This window comes from Streptosporangium sp. 'caverna' (genome assembly GCF_003203775.1).
Lineage (GTDB): Bacteria > Actinomycetota > Actinomycetes > Streptosporangiales > Streptosporangiaceae > Streptosporangium > Streptosporangium subroseum.
In genome coordinates this window covers 3,075,851-3,091,071 of the sequence record NZ_CP029711.1, presented here as the reverse complement: position 1 = coordinate 3,091,071, position 15,221 = coordinate 3,075,851, and the positions used below count along the sequence as shown (strand labels likewise).

The 15,221-nt window shown below is 66.3% G+C and carries 18 protein-coding genes and 1 tRNA gene; 12 read left to right on the top strand and 7 right to left on the bottom strand.

Going from position 1 to position 15,221, the window contains the following annotated elements; all coding sequences use genetic code 11:
• Positions 1-598: 598 nt before the first annotated feature.
• Entirely contained in the window at positions 599-1,495 is an 897-nt protein-coding gene (locus DKM19_RS13690) for an AraC family transcriptional regulator (protein ID WP_204358784.1), read from the bottom strand.
• A gap of 116 nt (positions 1,496-1,611) precedes the next feature.
• Here DKM19_RS13690 and DKM19_RS13685 point away from each other — a divergent pair, with 116 nt between their 5' ends.
• Together DKM19_RS13685 and DKM19_RS13680 are read left to right on the top strand one after the other, a co-directional pair.
• The gene (locus tag DKM19_RS13685) at positions 1,612-2,523 is read left to right on the top strand and encodes an NAD(P)/FAD-dependent oxidoreductase (protein ID WP_110696018.1); all 912 of its coding nucleotides are present in this window, start codon (positions 1,612-1,614) and stop codon (positions 2,521-2,523) included.
• Positions 2,524-2,796: 273 nt separating this feature from the next.
• The gene (locus DKM19_RS13680) at positions 2,797-3,807 is read left to right on the top strand and encodes an aldo/keto reductase (RefSeq protein WP_110696017.1); all 1,011 of its coding nucleotides are present in this window, start codon (positions 2,797-2,799) and stop codon (positions 3,805-3,807) included.
• A 95-nt stretch (positions 3,808-3,902) separates the two neighbouring features.
• Here the strand turns inward: DKM19_RS13680 and DKM19_RS13675 are convergent, their stop codons facing one another.
• Complete coding sequence (locus DKM19_RS13675) at positions 3,903-4,442, bottom strand: hypothetical protein (protein WP_110696016.1); 540 nt, start codon at positions 4,440-4,442, stop codon at positions 3,903-3,905.
• Positions 4,443-4,649: 207 nt separating this feature from the next.
• Here DKM19_RS13675 and DKM19_RS13670 point away from each other — a divergent pair, with 207 nt between their 5' ends.
• The 3 genes from DKM19_RS13670 (at position 4,650) to DKM19_RS13660 (ending at position 6,543) form a co-directional block, all read left to right on the top strand.
• The gene (locus DKM19_RS13670; RefSeq protein ID WP_110696015.1) at positions 4,650-4,856 is read left to right on the top strand and encodes a hypothetical protein; all 207 of its coding nucleotides are present in this window, start codon (positions 4,650-4,652) and stop codon (positions 4,854-4,856) included.
• Between the two features lie 690 nt (positions 4,857-5,546).
• On the top strand, positions 5,547-5,687 hold the full coding sequence (locus tag DKM19_RS49410; protein WP_162641470.1) for a hypothetical protein: 141 nt from the start codon (positions 5,547-5,549) through the stop codon (positions 5,685-5,687).
• 70 nt (positions 5,688-5,757) lie between these two features.
• On the top strand, positions 5,758-6,543 hold the full coding sequence (locus tag DKM19_RS13660) for a hypothetical protein (protein ID WP_162641468.1): 786 nt from the start codon (positions 5,758-5,760) through the stop codon (positions 6,541-6,543).
• Positions 6,544-6,551: 8 nt separating this feature from the next.
• On the opposite strand, the gene DKM19_RS13655 is transcribed toward DKM19_RS13660, so the two are convergent.
• On the bottom strand, positions 6,552-7,001 hold the full coding sequence (locus DKM19_RS13655) for a UTRA domain-containing protein (protein ID WP_204359079.1): 450 nt from the start codon (positions 6,999-7,001) through the stop codon (positions 6,552-6,554).
• On the opposite strand from DKM19_RS13655, the gene xerC reads away from it, so the two are divergent.
• Complete coding sequence (gene xerC / locus DKM19_RS13650) at positions 6,885-7,598, top strand: tyrosine recombinase XerC (protein WP_239514240.1); 714 nt, start codon at positions 6,885-6,887, stop codon at positions 7,596-7,598. The genes DKM19_RS13655 and xerC overlap by 117 nt on opposite strands.
• An 87-nt stretch (positions 7,599-7,685) precedes the next feature.
• Here xerC and DKM19_RS13645 read toward each other — a convergent pair.
• A tRNA-Pro gene (locus DKM19_RS13645) sits at positions 7,686-7,762 on the bottom strand.
• An 86-nt stretch (positions 7,763-7,848) separates the two neighbouring features.
• Between DKM19_RS13645 and DKM19_RS13640 the strand changes: the two genes are divergently transcribed.
• The 4 genes from DKM19_RS13640 (at position 7,849) to DKM19_RS13625 (ending at position 10,136) form a co-directional block, all read left to right on the top strand.
• On the top strand, positions 7,849-8,307 hold the full coding sequence (locus DKM19_RS13640) for a hypothetical protein (RefSeq protein WP_239514239.1): 459 nt from the start codon (positions 7,849-7,851) through the stop codon (positions 8,305-8,307).
• A 225-nt stretch (positions 8,308-8,532) separates the two neighbouring features.
• Positions 8,533-9,174, top strand: coding sequence for a hypothetical protein (locus DKM19_RS13635; protein ID WP_110696010.1), 642 nt, complete (start codon positions 8,533-8,535; stop codon positions 9,172-9,174).
• Between the two features lie 5 nt (positions 9,175-9,179).
• Positions 9,180-9,944, top strand: a complete 765-nt coding sequence (locus DKM19_RS13630) for a hypothetical protein (protein ID WP_110696009.1) — start codon at positions 9,180-9,182, stop codon at positions 9,942-9,944.
• 3 nt (positions 9,945-9,947) lie between these two features.
• On the top strand, positions 9,948-10,136 hold the full coding sequence (locus tag DKM19_RS13625; protein WP_089212875.1) for a hypothetical protein: 189 nt from the start codon (positions 9,948-9,950) through the stop codon (positions 10,134-10,136).
• Between the two features lie 288 nt (positions 10,137-10,424).
• Here DKM19_RS13625 and DKM19_RS13620 read toward each other — a convergent pair whose 3' ends face one another.
• Both DKM19_RS13620 and DKM19_RS13615 read right to left on the bottom strand, forming a co-directional pair.
• Entirely contained in the window at positions 10,425-10,847 is a 423-nt protein-coding gene (locus DKM19_RS13620; protein ID WP_239514238.1) for an ATP-binding protein, read from the bottom strand.
• Positions 10,848-11,059: 212 nt separating this feature from the next.
• On the bottom strand, positions 11,060-11,836 hold the full coding sequence (locus tag DKM19_RS13615; protein WP_110696007.1) for a SigB/SigF/SigG family RNA polymerase sigma factor: 777 nt from the start codon (positions 11,834-11,836) through the stop codon (positions 11,060-11,062).
• A 191-nt stretch (positions 11,837-12,027) separates the two neighbouring features.
• Between DKM19_RS13615 and DKM19_RS13610 the strand changes: the two genes are divergently transcribed.
• Positions 12,028-12,426: an STAS domain-containing protein gene (locus DKM19_RS13610; RefSeq protein ID WP_110696006.1), complete on the top strand. Its 399-nt coding sequence runs from the start codon at positions 12,028-12,030 to the stop codon at positions 12,424-12,426.
• 53 nt (positions 12,427-12,479) lie between these two features.
• On the opposite strand, the gene DKM19_RS13605 is transcribed toward DKM19_RS13610, so the two are convergent.
• Positions 12,480-13,199, bottom strand: a complete 720-nt coding sequence (locus DKM19_RS13605) for an ANTAR domain-containing response regulator (RefSeq protein ID WP_110696005.1) — start codon at positions 13,197-13,199, stop codon at positions 12,480-12,482.
• Between the two features lie 126 nt (positions 13,200-13,325).
• Between DKM19_RS13605 and DKM19_RS13600 the strand changes: the two genes are divergently transcribed.
• On the top strand, positions 13,326-15,185 hold the full coding sequence (locus DKM19_RS13600) for a SpoIIE family protein phosphatase (RefSeq protein ID WP_110696004.1): 1,860 nt from the start codon (positions 13,326-13,328) through the stop codon (positions 15,183-15,185).
• Positions 15,186-15,221 lie beyond the last annotated feature (36 nt).

Sequence of the window (15,221 nt, the reverse complement as noted above, 5' to 3'; positions counted from 1 at the left end):
GTCAGCCGGAAATTACGCCTTGGCGGGCTCGGGTCTGGGCGAGGCGGCAGGAGTCGGTGCCGGTCTCGATGATGTTCCCTGTCAATTAAGCGTGTTGAGGCCTTGGGTGGGTGGTGGAGCTGTCCGTGGTCTGGTCCCTAACTTGATAGGTGAGGCAGGACTTGTCTTTGTCTCGCGCGTGGTGTCGTCCGTTCCTTCGGTCGGCGCCTGGGGGAGTACGAGAAGCCGTCTCCTGGGGCCGAGCACGAGGGGACGTCAGCTGCGCTCCTCCAACCAAGCGACGACGGAACGGACGAAACCGTCGACGCGCGACAAGGGTTTGCCGGTGAACACCGCGTGCAGGTGCCCGACCCCGACCGTGTCGTTCCAGGCCCAGGCGCGTCGGCAGGTCTCCTCGTCGGTGACCGCGCGGAGGACGTCCCAGCCGTGCCAGGTCCGGAACCCCCACTGGTCCGAGACGTCCTCGGCCGAGCCGTCGCGTGCTTCCCCGTCTTCACCCCCACTACAAGAACCTCAATGAAGAGGGAGAAGCAACCCTGGGGTTGATTATTAGAAAAAGGACCTGCCCAGCAGGCACCTCGCCATGCGGCCTACCCAGTTAGACCTGCTGATTCGGTGCGCCGTTCGAGTGCCGGAACCGACCTGGTGACATGCCGTACTCGCGACGGAATGCTCCGGCAAAGGCGAATTCCGTCGAGTAGCCGATCTGCCGGGCTATCGCGGCCAACGATGCGTCGGTTTCTCGAAGCAGTCGGGCGGCACAACTGAGTCGCCAGCCCCTCAGATACGTCATGGGCGGCTTGCCGACCACTGACGTGAATCGTCTCGTGAACGCCACCCGGGACATGTCCACGCTCTCACTGAGTCGCGAAACCGTCCACGGCGTCTGCGGACTGTCGTGAATCCTGCGCAGGACGGCCGCGATCGCCGGGTCGGAAATCGGGCGCCGACTCTTTGAAGCCTCGTCCTCCATCCATTGACGCAAGACGTGAACGAGCATCAGGTCGAGTATCGCCGACCTGCTCACTCCCGTGCCCGGCTGTACTTGCGAGGCGTCGTCGTCGAGCAGGCTGACGACCGACCGCAACGCCGGGGACCGCTCATAGTCCATGGACACCACGAGCAGGTCCGGCATCAGCATGAGGTACGGGTGCACCTGACCGTGGTCCAACCGGTAGGCGCCGCATAGGAACTCGAAGTCGGCCGGACCCGCCGGCGGTTGATCCAGATTCAGCGCCACCTGCGGTAGCCCGCGTAGCGTACGCGGGGCGTGGCTGAGCCCGTGGTCCGCTCCGGACGGGATCAGGACGACATCGCCCGGCTGTAGTGCGACGGGCGGCGCGCCGTCGGAGACCAGCCAGCCGCTGCCCCGGAGGACCACGTGGAAACCGCTCCCGGTCAGGCCGGAATACCGCATACCCCACGAGCCCGACTGCCGGAATCGCCGGACGGTCCCACGCCCGACCCGGAGGCTGGAGATCGCCTGGTTGATCATGTCCATCTCGTCGATTTTATCCGCCGTACAAACTCGTATGCGGCCGAGCCGACTGCGTATGTCTATGCACGTCAGCGGCTGGTTCAGTGAGTGTTATGAAAGAAAGCGACACTGGCATGAGGGATTGCATCGTGGTCGGCGCGGGGGCCGCCGGACTGAGCGCCGCGCTCACGCTCGCCCGGGCCCGGCGAACCACCCTGGTCATCGACGCCGGCCGGCAGAGCAACCTCGCCGCTGCGGGCATCGGAGGCCTGCTCGGCCATGATCGACGCTCGCCCGCCGAGTTCTATGCCACAGGGCGGTCGGAACTGATGGCCTATTCGTCCGTCGAGCTACACCAGGGCGAGGCCAGCCACGGCGTACAGGAGGACGACGGAAGCTTCGCTGTGACCCTCGGCGACGGCCGTCGCGAGCGAGCACGGAGCATGGTCCTGGCTCCCGGAATGGACTACCGCTACCCACGGCTGCCCGGCATGGACGAACGCTGGGGAGGTTCGGTCTTCCACTGTCCGTTCTGCCACGGCTGGGAAGTCAGCGATCGCCCCATGGGCGTTCTCGCCGGCGGTGCGGTCGGCGTGCACGGTGCACTGAACCTCCGTGCCTGGAGCGAGCGGATCACGCTGCTGACGAACGGGAGCGAGCTGACCGATCAGCAGCGCGAGCAGTTGGCCGTCGGCGGCGTGGGCCTGGACGAGCGGCCGGTCACGAGCCTCGACGGGCCGGGAGCAGAGTTGCGGGCCGCGGTGTTCGCCGATGGCGGTGAACTCCCCATCAGCGCCCTGCTGGTCAAGACGACTCTCTACCAGCGTTCCTCGCTGGCCCGTGACCTCGGAGCGAGCCTGACCCAGCCGGACGAGATGCTCAGCGTCGAGGCGATCAAGGTAGACGCAATGTCCCGGACCGGAGTCCCCGGACTCTATGCGGCCGGGGACGCGGCTGCCTCCGTCCCCCCGTCTATGGCTACCGCCATCGCCTCGGGCTATCTAGCCGGCGCCAGCGCTGCTGTACAGATTGCCGCAGGCTACTGAGCCCGCTTCCCTCATCCCTTGGAATCGTTCCGCGCATCAGCCCACCCTCTCCCCCGGGCTGCGTCCGATCACGAGAGGGAAAGCACAAGGCTGGCTTGGAGGGGCCAGCACTCCGGGCGCATGAGCTCTGGGCGCAAGCGCGTGCAGTTCCCGGACACCCGCTACTACTGGGTTCTCTGGTACGTCGGGCCGAAACGGTCGAAACCAGGGCGCACATGCCCCACGCCTCCGAATTTGCGTTAGAGCGCACTCCAATTCCTAGATTGCGGAAGCATGCGATACATCAAACTTGGAACGACCGGACTGGAAGTCTCCGCCATCGCCCTCGGCTGCATGAGCTTCGGCGAGCCGGACCGGGGCGGCGAGCCCTGGTCGCTGGGCGCGGACGCCAGCCGGGACATCATCAAGCAGGCCCTCGAGGACGGCGTCAACTTCCTCGACACGGCCAATGGGTACAGCGCCGGAAGCAGCGAGGAGATCGTCGGCCAGGCGGTCAAGGACTTCACCCGGCGCGAGGAGGTCGTTCTCTCCACCAAGGCCTGGATGCGGATGCGCCCCGGCCCGAACGGCGCCGGGCTGTCCCGCAAGGCGATCTTCGCCGAGCTTGACGCCTCCCTGAAGCGACTGGGGACCGACTACATCGACCTGTACCAGATCCACCGCTGGGACTACGACACCCCGATCGAGGAAACCCTCGAGGCGCTGCACGACGCGGTCAAGTCCGGGAAGGTCCGCTACATCGGAGCCTCTTCCATGTACGCCTGGCAGTTCGCCAAGGCCTTGTACCTGGCTGACCTGAACGGCTGGACCCGGTTCGTGTCGATGCAGGACCACTACAACCTCATCCACCGAGAAGCAGAGCGGGAGATGTTCCCGCTCTGCGCCGACCAGGGCGTCGGCGTGATCCCGTGGAGCCCGCTGGCGCGGGGCAGGCTGACGCGGGCCCGGGACACCGTCACGGCGCGTGCCGAGACCGACGAGGGCGGCAAGATCCTCTACCGTGACGAGGACCAGGCAGTGGCCGAGCGCGTCCACGAGATCGCGAGCAAGCGGGGTCTGTCCCCGGCCCAGGTCGCCCTGGCCTGGGTCATGCGCAACCCGGTGGTGACCTCGCCCATCGTCGGGGTCACCAAGCCTGCCCAGCTGGCCGACGCGGTCGCCGCGGTGGACGTCGAACTCGACGAAGATGAGGTCGCCTACTTGGAGGAGCCCTACCATCCGCACGAGGCCGCCTACCTGGAGGAGTCCTTCTACAAGTCGCGCCCTGTGGCGGGCTCCCGGTAGTCCGGGCTACCGCCGGACCTTCGACGAGTCGCTGGGGCTCTTCCTCGACGCTGTGACGATGGCCGCGCGTTGTCGAGGACGAGCCAGGAAAAAGATCAGCCGACAGCCTTGCCGGTGGCGGTGGCGGCGGTGGCCTGGACGCGGGTCTGGGCGAGCCAGTAGGACTCGGTGCCGGTCTCGATGATGTTGCCGCCGAAGGTGAGCCGGTCGACGATCGCGGCGCAAAGCCGTGGTGAGGCATGCCGTCCTTCCGCGTCCAGTGCGGCGCGGGTGAGTGCCACGCTTTCCTGGGCGTCGCCGACGTTGGCGATCTGGTAAGCCAGAGAGCCGATGAGGTTGGCCTCTAGGGAGCCGTCTCCGGCTTCGCGGGCCGCGCTGATACCCAGTTGGTAGGTCTGGGCGGCCTGGTCGTGCCGGCCCGCGTCGCTGGCGATCCATCCAACGATCTGTGCCAGTTCGCCGATGTTGACCAGCAGCGCCCGACCTGCCTCCTCGGTGTGGGTACCGCACCGGTAGAGGCGTACCGCCGCGTCAAGTTCGCGAAAGGCGGGCCGGATCAGGTCGCTTCCGGCGATGACGTCATCGGCGAGCCGCAGACCGTGAACCCGTGCCGCCAGATCCCGCACGGTGCCCATTCCGCCTCTTCGGTCGTGGATGGAGCGGCACCCGCCGGAGCTGACCGTGAAGGGTCCGCAGGGCTGGCGTGTAGCCACGGCGACTATGGGTCCGCGCTCGGGCGGCCACCTGGTCTCCCTGTGCAACGGCTCCGACCTCCAGGCGGTGAGAAGCGAGTATCCCGAACAGATGGTTGCCCTGATCGTGGCTGCTCGGGGGACGTGACTGTGTACGGCTGGGTCATCCTGGGCGATGCGGCCACGAAGCGCGTCAACGGCCAAGAGGTCATCGTCACGGCCGGTACGTCGGGCGACATCGGGTCGGTCATCTGGGCGTGGGAGGACGCTGAGCGCCACCGGATGCTGTACGAACTAGGCAACCTGGGGCGCACGGTCGATGACCACTGGTCGGGCACGGCACACACCTCCTCGTAGTCGCGTTGCCGTACCCGACCAGCAATGACCGTGATCCGATAACCGTGTCGTCCGGTGGCAACCTGACCCGGAGCGCAGTGCCGCCAGGCGCGAGCACCGGAAGCACTGCGGCAGAGTCCTTGCTCCTCGCCATGTGGACGTTCCTGAGATCACCGAGTGGAGACGGCTGGCGCAATGCCGAATGGCACCCCGTAGGGGCCGCGAAGCGGTTGGGCCGGCGGTCGGAGCGGCAGGCGGCAGCGCGCACTGGGGCTGGGAGTGCTAGGCATGACGAGGGTCGCCGGAGCTGCCAACCGGAACTGGCTGTTAGAACTGCATGCCTGAATGTTGTTGAGCAGGGACGATCTGAGCTTCAGGATCGCAGTCGTACTGCTGCTTCGATTCGGCCACCGATCCCAATAATCGCAAACACGATAGCCACGGTAGCGAAGCTTTCGTTTCCATTCAGTACCGAGAGCAGAGCAACGAAGCCAGCCAGAAAAATCAGAACGCTACTGACCCCACGAACCACGTAGGCGTTATTGCGAGGTTCACGAGATGAACCCATGGCTCCAAGTGCTTGCATCGCTGACTTGGAGCTGCTGGATCCATCGATCTGCCCGAAAGATTCGGTGGAGGGCTCATTCATAAGATCAGAGTGTCATGGCGATGCTCCTGAACGAGAGCACAAACGAGTAAATAGAGCCGAGCGTGGATCTTCGTGTGGAGGGCGGCCGTAGCTGCTGCCAGCCGGGACCGGCCGCCAGGGCCGCAGCCCGGCTGATGGGCAAGCGCAGGGCCGCCTGCGGCGGCGCGGAGCGCTGCCGCCTTGAACCAGTAAAGAAACTCTGAGCCAATGCCAACCCGACGATCATCAACTGGACATCGACACGAGTGATCATGCATTACGTAGGTTGGCGAAGTGCACATCTTCGATGATCCATCGGTCTCACCCCGAGTGCGGAACCTACTCCTGACGTACGGCAAGCGGATCACTGCCACCCCGACAGAGCAGATCAAAGCCCTTGGCTGTTCGGTTGACCAAACCGGAACCTCGGTCCCGATACCGCCAAGCGTAGTCACGGCAATGGTCGACTTCGAAGAGCGATACGGCGGTCTCTTCTACGGCATGCCCGGAGAGAACGGCATGGACCACGGCCTTGAAGGTGAGATGGAGGCTCGCGAAACTCTCTACGGCTGGGCGTTCCCCGCAATCGTTGACGGTGATTGGACGTGGGGAGTCGATGTTCTGGAAGACGGGCGGGTCGCAATGGCGCTGTCCCCGCCTATTCCGTACCAGATCATCAATCGGTCAGTTGAGCAGCGCCTTGAGAGCCACGCGCTGCTCGCTGTCGTCCGATCGTGGCCGCATCGTGCCTTTGGGCTGACAGTCGACACGAGCGAGATCCCTGTGATCGCGTCAGATGAGCTCCCTCCAGTCGTGCCGGAGGCCACCGGACCGGCGGATCTCTGGTGGTACGACGATGAAACGGCAGTACATCTGCAACTCGGCTCATGGTGGGGAGATCATGACACTTGGGTGCTGCGGTGCTTCGCCAAGCGTCTCGAACCGCTCAACAAGATTCTGGCGGCGTCCAGACGTGCCGCCACCGGGCTGCCCACCATGGAACGCGACTGGTGCGGACTATGTGGGCGGCGCGTCCGTCTTGAAGAGATCTGCCTCTGGCAACCATCAGCTGAAGATTGACAGCCAAATCACAGCAGGAACAGGATGCGGCCGGTTGGTTCGGGATCAGGCCTGTCCTGGAGCTGTTCGGGATTGTGGATGTCAGTGTCGAATCCCTCGGGCTGGCTAGTGAAATTCTCGCGGGCATAGACGGTCTCGAAGCGTTCGGCGTCGGCCTTGATCTCGGTCATCTCCAGGGGGCGGCCGTCTTTGTCGGCGAGGATGCGGCGGATGATCAGGATGGGGCTGCCGACCGATAGGGCCATCAGGTCGCGCTCGTCGGCGTACGGCATGCGGGCGGTGATTGTGGTCTCCCAGGTGGTGGAGCCGCGTCCGTTGGTGATCGTGTCGTGGAACGACCGTTGAGTGAGCGCGTGGACGAAAGCTTCGTTGACGCTCTGTTTGGCGGTGTGGTGGGTCTCTGTGAGGTCCCCGAAGGAAAGGAAGGGCGGCCGCCCAAAGCACTCACTCTCGACCAGGCGGAAGCCATCCTCAAGGCCGCGGGAGACACGCGGATGTACGCCTACGTGGTGCTCTCCCTCCTCATCGGTGCCCGTACGGAGGAGTTGCGGGCGCTCGCCTGGTCGGAGGTGAATCTCGACGGCGCTCCCGGCACCGACACTCCCCCGTGGATCGCCGTGTGGCGCTCCGTACGGGAGGGTGGCGATACCAAGACCCGGAAGTCACGGAGATCTCTCGCGCTGCCTCGTCGCTGCGTCGAAGCCCTCCAGCAGCATCGGGCGCAACAGGCCAAGGAGCGGGAGACGGCGGGCGCGAAGTGGAAGGAGAACGATCTCGTCTTCGCATCCCTGGTCGGCACTCCCCTGGACTCCCACAACGTACGGCGGGCATTCCGGAAGATCGTGAAAGATGCCGAGCTGCCCGCGCAGGACTGGACGCCACGGGAGATGCGGCACAGCTTCGTCTCGTTGCTGTCCGACTCCGGCGTTCCCCTGGAGGACACCGCGCGACTCGTCGGCCACAGCGGAACCGCGGTCACCGAGGCGGTCTACCGTAAACAGATCCGCCCTGTACTCCTCGGTGGCGCCGAAGCAATGGACCGGATCTTCACGTGACCGGAGCGATAGTCACTCACTTAGTCACTCAGAATGCAGAAAGGGTGCCTCCCTTTCGGGTGACACCCTTGCCGACCAGTAAAAACCTGGTCGGGACGACAGGATTTGAACCTGCGACCCCTTGACCCCCAGTCAAGTGCGCTACCAAGCTGCGCTACGTCCCGGTCTGTCCTGCGCCCTATCGGGCTGGACGTCACTAACCTTAGCGCAGATCGGAGGGACCTGTGCACGCCACAACGTCCGCCGAAACATGCGATCGGGCGAAGGGCTGGGAGACGTGGGGCGTAAGGCACTGATCGACCACGAGGAGCTGCGACGACTGGCGGGGCGGGGATTGACGAACGCGGAGCTGGCCGCGCGGTTCGGAGTGAGCGAGTCCGGGATCTTGCAGGCGAAACGGGCCGCGGGGCTCTCCAAGCCGATGCTCGACCACTCCCGGGCGATCCCGTGGAAGCTGAACCGCGCGCACAACCAGTCCGGTCCCGCGACGAACCTGCGCAATCTGTCGTCCGTCGCGCAGGGGCGTACGATCCCCGCCGAAAAGCTCAACACGGCGCTGCGCTGGGCCGGCCGGCTGGTCTCCGGCGATCTGGACATCGCCTATGAGCCCGAGCGGGGGTTCTTCGAGATTCCCGCCTCCCCCGAAGGGTCGCTCGTCGCAACGGTCCTGGCCGAGGCCCGGAGGGCGCTGGAGCCCGCCCAGGACTGAGCAGGGACGTCACAGCAGGACTTGGGGACACGCCCACGGGCCGCGACCCGTGGGCGCCGAACGACGGGTAAAGAAGAATCTAAAAAAGCATTCGTTCCTTGATAAGGACCGATAAAAGCGACATGTGGATTGCCTAGCGAAAAATCACGGACATGCGTAGGCGGTTTCGAGCCCTGACCCTGGGGCAGCGCACGGGAACAACCGCTTATACAACCGGAGGCAGACATGTCCACCGTGATCTGGGTGGCCGTCGTCGTGGCCGCGGTGGTGGCGATCATCGCAGTCGGCTATTTCGTACTGCAGCAACAACGCCGACACCGACTTCGCGACCGATTCGGCCCCGAGTACGAACGTACCGTGCAGGAGCGCGACACCCGGCGAGAGGCCGAGCAGGAGCTCACCGCCCGTGAGCAGCGTGTCAACTCGCTCGACATCCGCCCGCTCGACTCCGAAACGCGCGAGGCCTATGCCAAGAAGTGGATGGAGGTCCAGGAGCGCTTCGTGGACGCCCCGGGCTTTGCGGTGACCGAAGCCGACCAGCTCGTGACCTCCGTGATGGCTGAGCGAGGTTACCCGACCGAGGACTTCGAGCAGCGGCTCTCCGACCTTTCGGTCGTGCACGGCCGCACCCTCGGCCACTACCGGCAGGCCCACGAGATCAGCAGCCGCGCCGCCCATCAGGAGGCTTCCACCGAGGAGCTCAGGCAGGCCATGGTGCACTACCGCGCCCTGTTCGAGGAACTGCTCGCAGACTCCGGCGGCGCCGTCACCGGTGACCAGCCTCCCCGGCACGCCGCCGACGCCGGCCACCAGGAACCCATCAACGACGACGAGCGAGCTGCCCGCCGCGACGCGCAAGGACGGTAATCAAAATGAACGATCGAATTGGACGAGACAACGATCACCTTCTTAACAAGCAGGACGAAGACGACCTGAACGTGCCATCACAGCGCACTGACGTAACCCCTGGATTCGAGGAGCACCACGGTGACACCCTCCCGAATCGGACGAGTGATCTGGACGACGACCGGACGGGCGATCTGGACGACCGACGCGACGATCTGGGGGACGACCGCTCGGGCGACAGCCTCGTGGCCGGTCGCGTGGACGACCCCCGCCCGGGGCACGACGACCTGGGTGACAAGCTGGACGACGACCTGAACGACGGCAGGCCCGGCGACGTGCTCGACCAGGAGCCGCCGGTGATCGACTCCACACGCCACGATGACGGGCTCGACGACAGCACCCCGGCGGTCGTCGCCGACCCGCCGGGCGACGGGCTCGACCAGGACGTGACCGTCATCGATTCCAACCGGCAGGGCACGGCGCCCGCCGTGGACCAGCCCGCCGCGAGCACCTCCCTGTTCGATCACGACCCGGACGAGGTGCGGAGGCGCTGGCAGGAGGTTCAGGCGGGTTTCGTGGACGATCCCCGCGACTCGGTGGAGCGGGCGGACTCCCTGCTCGACGAGATCACGACCTCGCTGCGAACCGCGCTGGAGACCCGGACCGCCGAACTCCAGGGCCGCTGGAAGAACAGCGACCAGAACGACACCGAAGAACTCCGCACCGCCCTGCGTGACTACCGGGCGATGCTGGAGCAGCTCCTGACCACTTCTTCTGCTGGGACAAGGTGACCTATGCTCGCAATCGCTGCAGCAATCGTATTCGGCCTCGGCCTGTTACTTGATCTGATCGGCACCAGCATCGCCGGAATCAGTGGCACCACCTTCCTGCTCCTCGGCCTGCTTCTCCTCGCGCTGCACCAGGCCGGGATCGGTACGGCCGGCGCCACGCGGAGCGGGAACTGGCGCCGCACCCGCCGCTGATCGGCCGCTGACGACAGACCAAGAACAGCCCCATGAAAAGGAGCGCCATCCACACGGACGGCGCTCCTTTCACGGTCGGCCCCCAGGGGTGAGACGTATTCGAAAGGGCCTGTTCGCACAAGAAGAAGCGCCATCCACACGGACGGCGCTCTTTTTGTGGTCGGCCACCTCATGGGCGGCATGTATCCAGAAGGGCGTAGTCACATGAGAAGGAGTGCCATCCACACGGATGGCACTCCTTCTCATGGTCGGTCACCCCATGGGTGAGGCGTATTCGGAAGAACCCGTTCAGACCTTGAAGAACATCGTGATGAACGTGCCGGACACACCGGTCTCGAAGGTGATGTCCGAGCTGACCATCCGGGCCACCCACAGCCCCATGCCACTGGTCGCGTGGGGAGCGGGCGGCGTCTCGCCGGGGGCCGGGCCGGGATCCCACCGGCCCTCGTCGTGGATCTCCACCGCGAGGGTCCGCCCGACGTTCCACATCCGCAGCACGGCCTTGGCGGTGGGATGACCGTGCGTGACCGCGTTGGTGGCCACCTCGTTCACCGCGACCAGGAAGTCGGCCAGATCCTCCTCCGGCATCCCCCCGCGCACAGCCTGTGCGGCGGCGAAATCGCGCACGTCAGGCAGGTCGGGGAGGAAGAAGGCAAGCTCGGCGACGGCGGTTCCGGCGAGGGAGGATCGGGAACGATCAGCGCTCGGCAAGAAGCGATCCGGACGAGCACCGTCCTCGTTCACCCGGAATCCGCCTCCCCTGGTCCATCGTGGCGCTGTCCTCAACATCTGGGGATCATTTCAACGCACCCTATGTCACGTCGCAGTCACGTCGCATGGTCACACTCATGTCGTACCGTCTCGCATCGTCGCAGTCACGTCGTATCGTCGCCGACTGGGGTGCCCGATGGCGAGCGGTGTAATCAGCATTCGGCGATCAGTTCCTCACGGAGCTGGTCGAGCACCTTCCGCAGGATACGAGAGACGTGCATCTGCGAGATGCCGAACTCCGCCGCGATCTCAGCCTGGGTCAGGTTGCCGAAGAAGCGCAGGAGGAGGATGTTCTTCTCCCGCGCCGGCAGCTTGTCGATCAGCGGCTTGACCGCCTCGCGGTCCACGAGCACACCCAGTGCGTCGTCCTCGTCGGGGATGACGTCTCCCAGTGCCGCCGCGTCGTCGTCGGCGCCGAGCGGGGCATCGAGCGAGAGGGCGCTGTACGCGGCCGAGGCGTCGAGGGTGAGCAGGACGTCCTCTTCGGTGATGTTCATCTTCACGGCGAGCTCGGCGACCGTCGGGGCGCGGCCGAGATCCTGGCTGAGGTCGGCGACCAGCCGGTTCAGCTCGGCCCTGCGCTCCTGGTAGACGCGGGGGACGCGAATGGCCCAGGTGCGGTCGCGGAAGTGTCGCTTGACCTCACCGGTCATGGTGACCACGGCGTAGCCGCGGAAGGCGTGTCCGAGGGTCGGGTCGAAGCCGTTGATGGCCTTCATGAGCCCGACGTAGGCGGCCTGGAGGAGGTCCTCCAGCGGCTCGCCACGGTAGCGATAGCGGCGGGCGATCTCCATGGCGAGCGAGCGGTGCATCTCGACGATGCGCTCACGCAGACGCTCGGCGCGGTATTCGGAGACCTCAGGCAGGACCATCTCGGCGAGGAGGTCCTCGGCGGTCATGTCGGTGATTTCGAGTGCCTGAACAGACATTGCTGCTCCCTGGTATTACTGTCGGGCGAACCGACCCACGGAGCAATTCCGGGCAGACGGCATCGCCTCGACCACTTTTCGAGGCAAGGCCCTCTGCTGGACCTCTGCTTCGAGTATTCCCCGGATTCCCGGAGTATTACTCGCACTCAGGTAACAGTAGGGTTGCTAATCGAATGGCGAGGAGGCTCTGAGTGACGGTGTCGGAGAACGGCGAGAGATCGGCAGCCCTGACTCTGACGTCGGTGCGGGTCGGCGGGATCAACGTGGTCCAGGTGATCGGCCTGCTGGATGCGACGACCAGAGATCAGTTCGCCGACTACCTGGCGGCCGAGACAGGCGAGCACGGCCCTGACATGGCCCTGGACCTGGGCGGGGTGACCTTCATGGACTCCCGGGCGCTCGGGCTCATCGTCCACCATTGGCAGCTCAGCACCACCGCCAAGGCCAAGTTCGCCCTCATCGGGGTGGAGTACGCCAAGACCAAGGTGATGTGGATCACCGGTCTGGCCCAGCGTCTGCCCCTCTACGACACGATCGACGACGCGCTCGCCGCGTTCGACCAGCCGGACCAGCCTGACCGGCTTGGCTGAGCCGACCGGCCCGGCCGGAGGCCCAACCCGTCCGGCCGGGGGTTCCTCGCTCCTCAGGCCTCTTTTTTCGTCTCCTGGTTGCGCTGGTGCTCGTCGACCAGCAGCCGGGCCAGGTCGGCCACCTTCACCTGGTGGTGCTGGGAGATCCTGCGCAGCTCGTCGAAGGCCGCTTCGGCCGAGCAACCGCTGGACTTCATGATGATGCCCTTGGCCTGGTCGATGATCGCCCGGCCGGCCAGCGCCTCCTGCATCTGGGCGGCGTCGGTCCGGACCTCGTCGTAGTCCCACATGTTGGCCAGCACCACGTTCACCTGCTCGGCCAGCATGTCGGCCAGCGGGGGGACGTTCCTGGCCGCGAAGACGCCGGGCCGCACGCCGTACAGTCCCAGGACCAGGACGGCGCGCTCGACGGTGATCGGCATGGCCAGGACCGAGCGGACCCCGCAGCGGACCGCCATACCGACGTAGTCTGGCCAACGGGGCTCGCGGAGCACGTCCTGGACGATCACGGGGCGACCCGTGGCGCGGGCCTCGGCCGACGGACCTTCGCCGAGTTCGCCCTCGCTGTTGACGAGCACGATGAGTTCGCTGTGCGAGGCTGAGACGACCATCCGCTCCTCGCGCCAGAGTTCGGCGGAACCACCGGCACAACCGGGCACACCGCTCGCAAGGGTTACGGTGAGCCCGCGCAGCACGCTCTCGCTCGAGGTTTCCTCGCTGACCCTTCCCAGGGCCGCGAGGTCACGGGCAAGAACGGGAGTGACCATATCCATATCGCGAGATCCCTTCCCGGTTTCGTTAGCTTAATCACTATCTGACCGCGCATCGATTTGATCCACCGGGTGGCGTACCGTCTACGACGGGACCAGCCCCATCCCGGCCGCCGACGAGGACGAGCATTGACCGACATCATTGGCCTTCAGGCCCTGGAACAAGCGCTGACGGCGCTCACCACCAGGGTCTCCTCCCTGCGGGAGGCCAAATCCGCCTACCCCGCAGACCCCCGGTCCACACTTGACGCGGCGCTCGCCGAGCTCGACACCGCCCGCGAGTTGCTGGAGGCGTCCCTGCGCGAGCTGCGCAAGACGCCCAAGCGGTCCGGTGAGCGAGAGAGCGGATCACAGAGGGAGCTCAAACTACTACGGCAGGTGTTCCGCACCTTCCCGGTCCCCGTGGTGGTGCTGGACGGTTCGGGAGTGGTCCGGCGGATCAGCGCTGAAACCTCCCAGATGCTGGGCAGCCCGGCGGGCTACCTGATCGGCCGCTCGTTCCCGCTGTTCGTCGACGTCTCCCGGCGGGCGGCGTTCCGCTCGCATCTGACGGCGGTTCAGCAGGGCGGGCAGACCGCGACGTTCCAGACCCGGCTGGCCCACCAGGGCCGTGCGCACACGGTGCAGCTGGCCATCACCCGGCTGACGATGCCGGGTGAGCCGCAGGAGATGATCGCGATCATGATCCTCCCGCTGGAGGCTCAGGTCGCGGGGACGCCCCCCGGACCGGTCGACCGGTCGGACGCCTCGATGGTCCTCGCCTCCGCCCGGCGGCAGGAGCTGCTGTCCAGGATGACCCGTCTGCTGCTCGACGAGGAGAGCCTGCGCCAGCCGGTGACCGTCACCAGGGCCGCGCGGCTGCTGGCCGCCGAGTCCGCCGACTGGGTGATCGCCGACGTGGTCCGCGACGGCGTGCCCAGGCGGGCCTGCGCGCTCGGCCCGAGCGACAAGCCGGTGACCCAGCTCGTCCGCCTGATCGAGGGGATGAACCCGCTGACCGCACCGGCCATCGCCCACGTGCTGACCGGCGGTTCGGGCGTGGTGCACGAGATGCTGGAGGAGGACACGCTGCTCGGCGATGTCCCCGGCGGGCCGCCGCTGCTGCGCGTCATGGGCGCGGCCTCGGTGCTGATCGTGCCGATCGGCGGCGAGAACGGCGTCCTCGGCGCTCTCACGCTGGTACGGCTGCGCGACCGCGAGCCGTTCTCCCTCGCCGACCTGGGCCTGATGGAGGAGATCGGCGTCCACCTCGGGCTCGCCCTGCGCGCCCGGCGCAGCTTCCAGACCCGCTCCCAGGCCGCCGACGCGCTGCGCACCAGCGTGGTGCCGCGGAGTCTGCCGAACATCCCCGGGTTCGAGGCGGCGGCGATCTACCACGCGGGCTCCAGCCCGGTCGGCGCCGAGTTCTACGACGTCTTCCCCGTTCAGGACGGCTGGGGCTTCGCCCTCGGGGGCGCCGCGGGCAAGGGTGAGGAGGCCGCGTCGGTCAGCGCCATGGTGCGCAACGGGCTGCGCGTGCTCAGCGTCTGGGAGTCCGATCCGGGCGAGGCGCTCCGCAAGCTGAACCAGGCACTGATCGCCCAGCGCAACGGCATGTTCGTGATGGCCGTGGCGGGGTTCGTGCGGTCACGCAAGATCAGGCTGGCCAGCGCGGGGCACCATCCCGCCGCGCTGCTGCAGCCCGACGGCGGGGTACGGTTCACCGCCGGAGGCGGCGTGCCGCTGGGCATCGCGCCCGAGGCCGAGATGTTCGACGAGGAGCTCACGCTGACCTCCGGCCAGACCCTGGTCTTCTACTCCGACGGGCTGGTGGCCTCGCAGAACGAGCTGGGCGAGTCATACGGTGAGAGCCGGCTCGCCGACGTGCTGGCGCGATGTGTGACGCAGTCTCCGGCGGCGGTGGTCAAGACGCTGGAGGAGGACCGGCACGCGTTCTCCGGCGGACGGGTATGGGACGAGATCGTGATACTCGCCCTACGTGTCGTGTAACTTGGCGTAACTTAGTGGTCTCACCACGCGACGAGC

Coding starts and splice junctions, on each gene's coding strand:
- DKM19_RS13680 (WP_110696017.1), top strand. CDS start 2,797: ATGCGATACATCAAACTTGGAACGACCGGACTGGAAGTCTCCGCCATC.
- DKM19_RS13630 (WP_110696009.1), top strand. CDS start 9,180: ATGAACGATCGAATTGGACGAGACAACGATCACCTTCTTAACAAGCAG.
- DKM19_RS13625 (WP_089212875.1), top strand. CDS start 9,948: ATGCTCGCAATCGCTGCAGCAATCGTATTCGGCCTCGGCCTGTTACTT.
- DKM19_RS13685 (WP_110696018.1), top strand. CDS start 1,612: ATGAGGGATTGCATCGTGGTCGGCGCGGGGGCCGCCGGACTGAGCGCC.
- DKM19_RS13640 (WP_239514239.1), top strand. CDS start 7,849: ATGCGATCGGGCGAAGGGCTGGGAGACGTGGGGCGTAAGGCACTGATC.
- DKM19_RS13615 (WP_110696007.1), bottom strand. CDS start 11,836: ATGTCTGTTCAGGCACTCGAAATCACCGACATGACCGCCGAGGACCTC.
- DKM19_RS13605 (WP_110696005.1), bottom strand. CDS start 13,199: ATGGATATGGTCACTCCCGTTCTTGCCCGTGACCTCGCGGCCCTGGGA.
- DKM19_RS13690 (WP_204358784.1), bottom strand. CDS start 1,495: ATGATCAACCAGGCGATCTCCAGCCTCCGGGTCGGGCGTGGGACCGTC.
- DKM19_RS13635 (WP_110696010.1), top strand. CDS start 8,533: ATGTCCACCGTGATCTGGGTGGCCGTCGTCGTGGCCGCGGTGGTGGCG.
- DKM19_RS13675 (WP_110696016.1), bottom strand. CDS start 4,442: ATGGGCACCGTGCGGGATCTGGCGGCACGGGTTCACGGTCTGCGGCTC.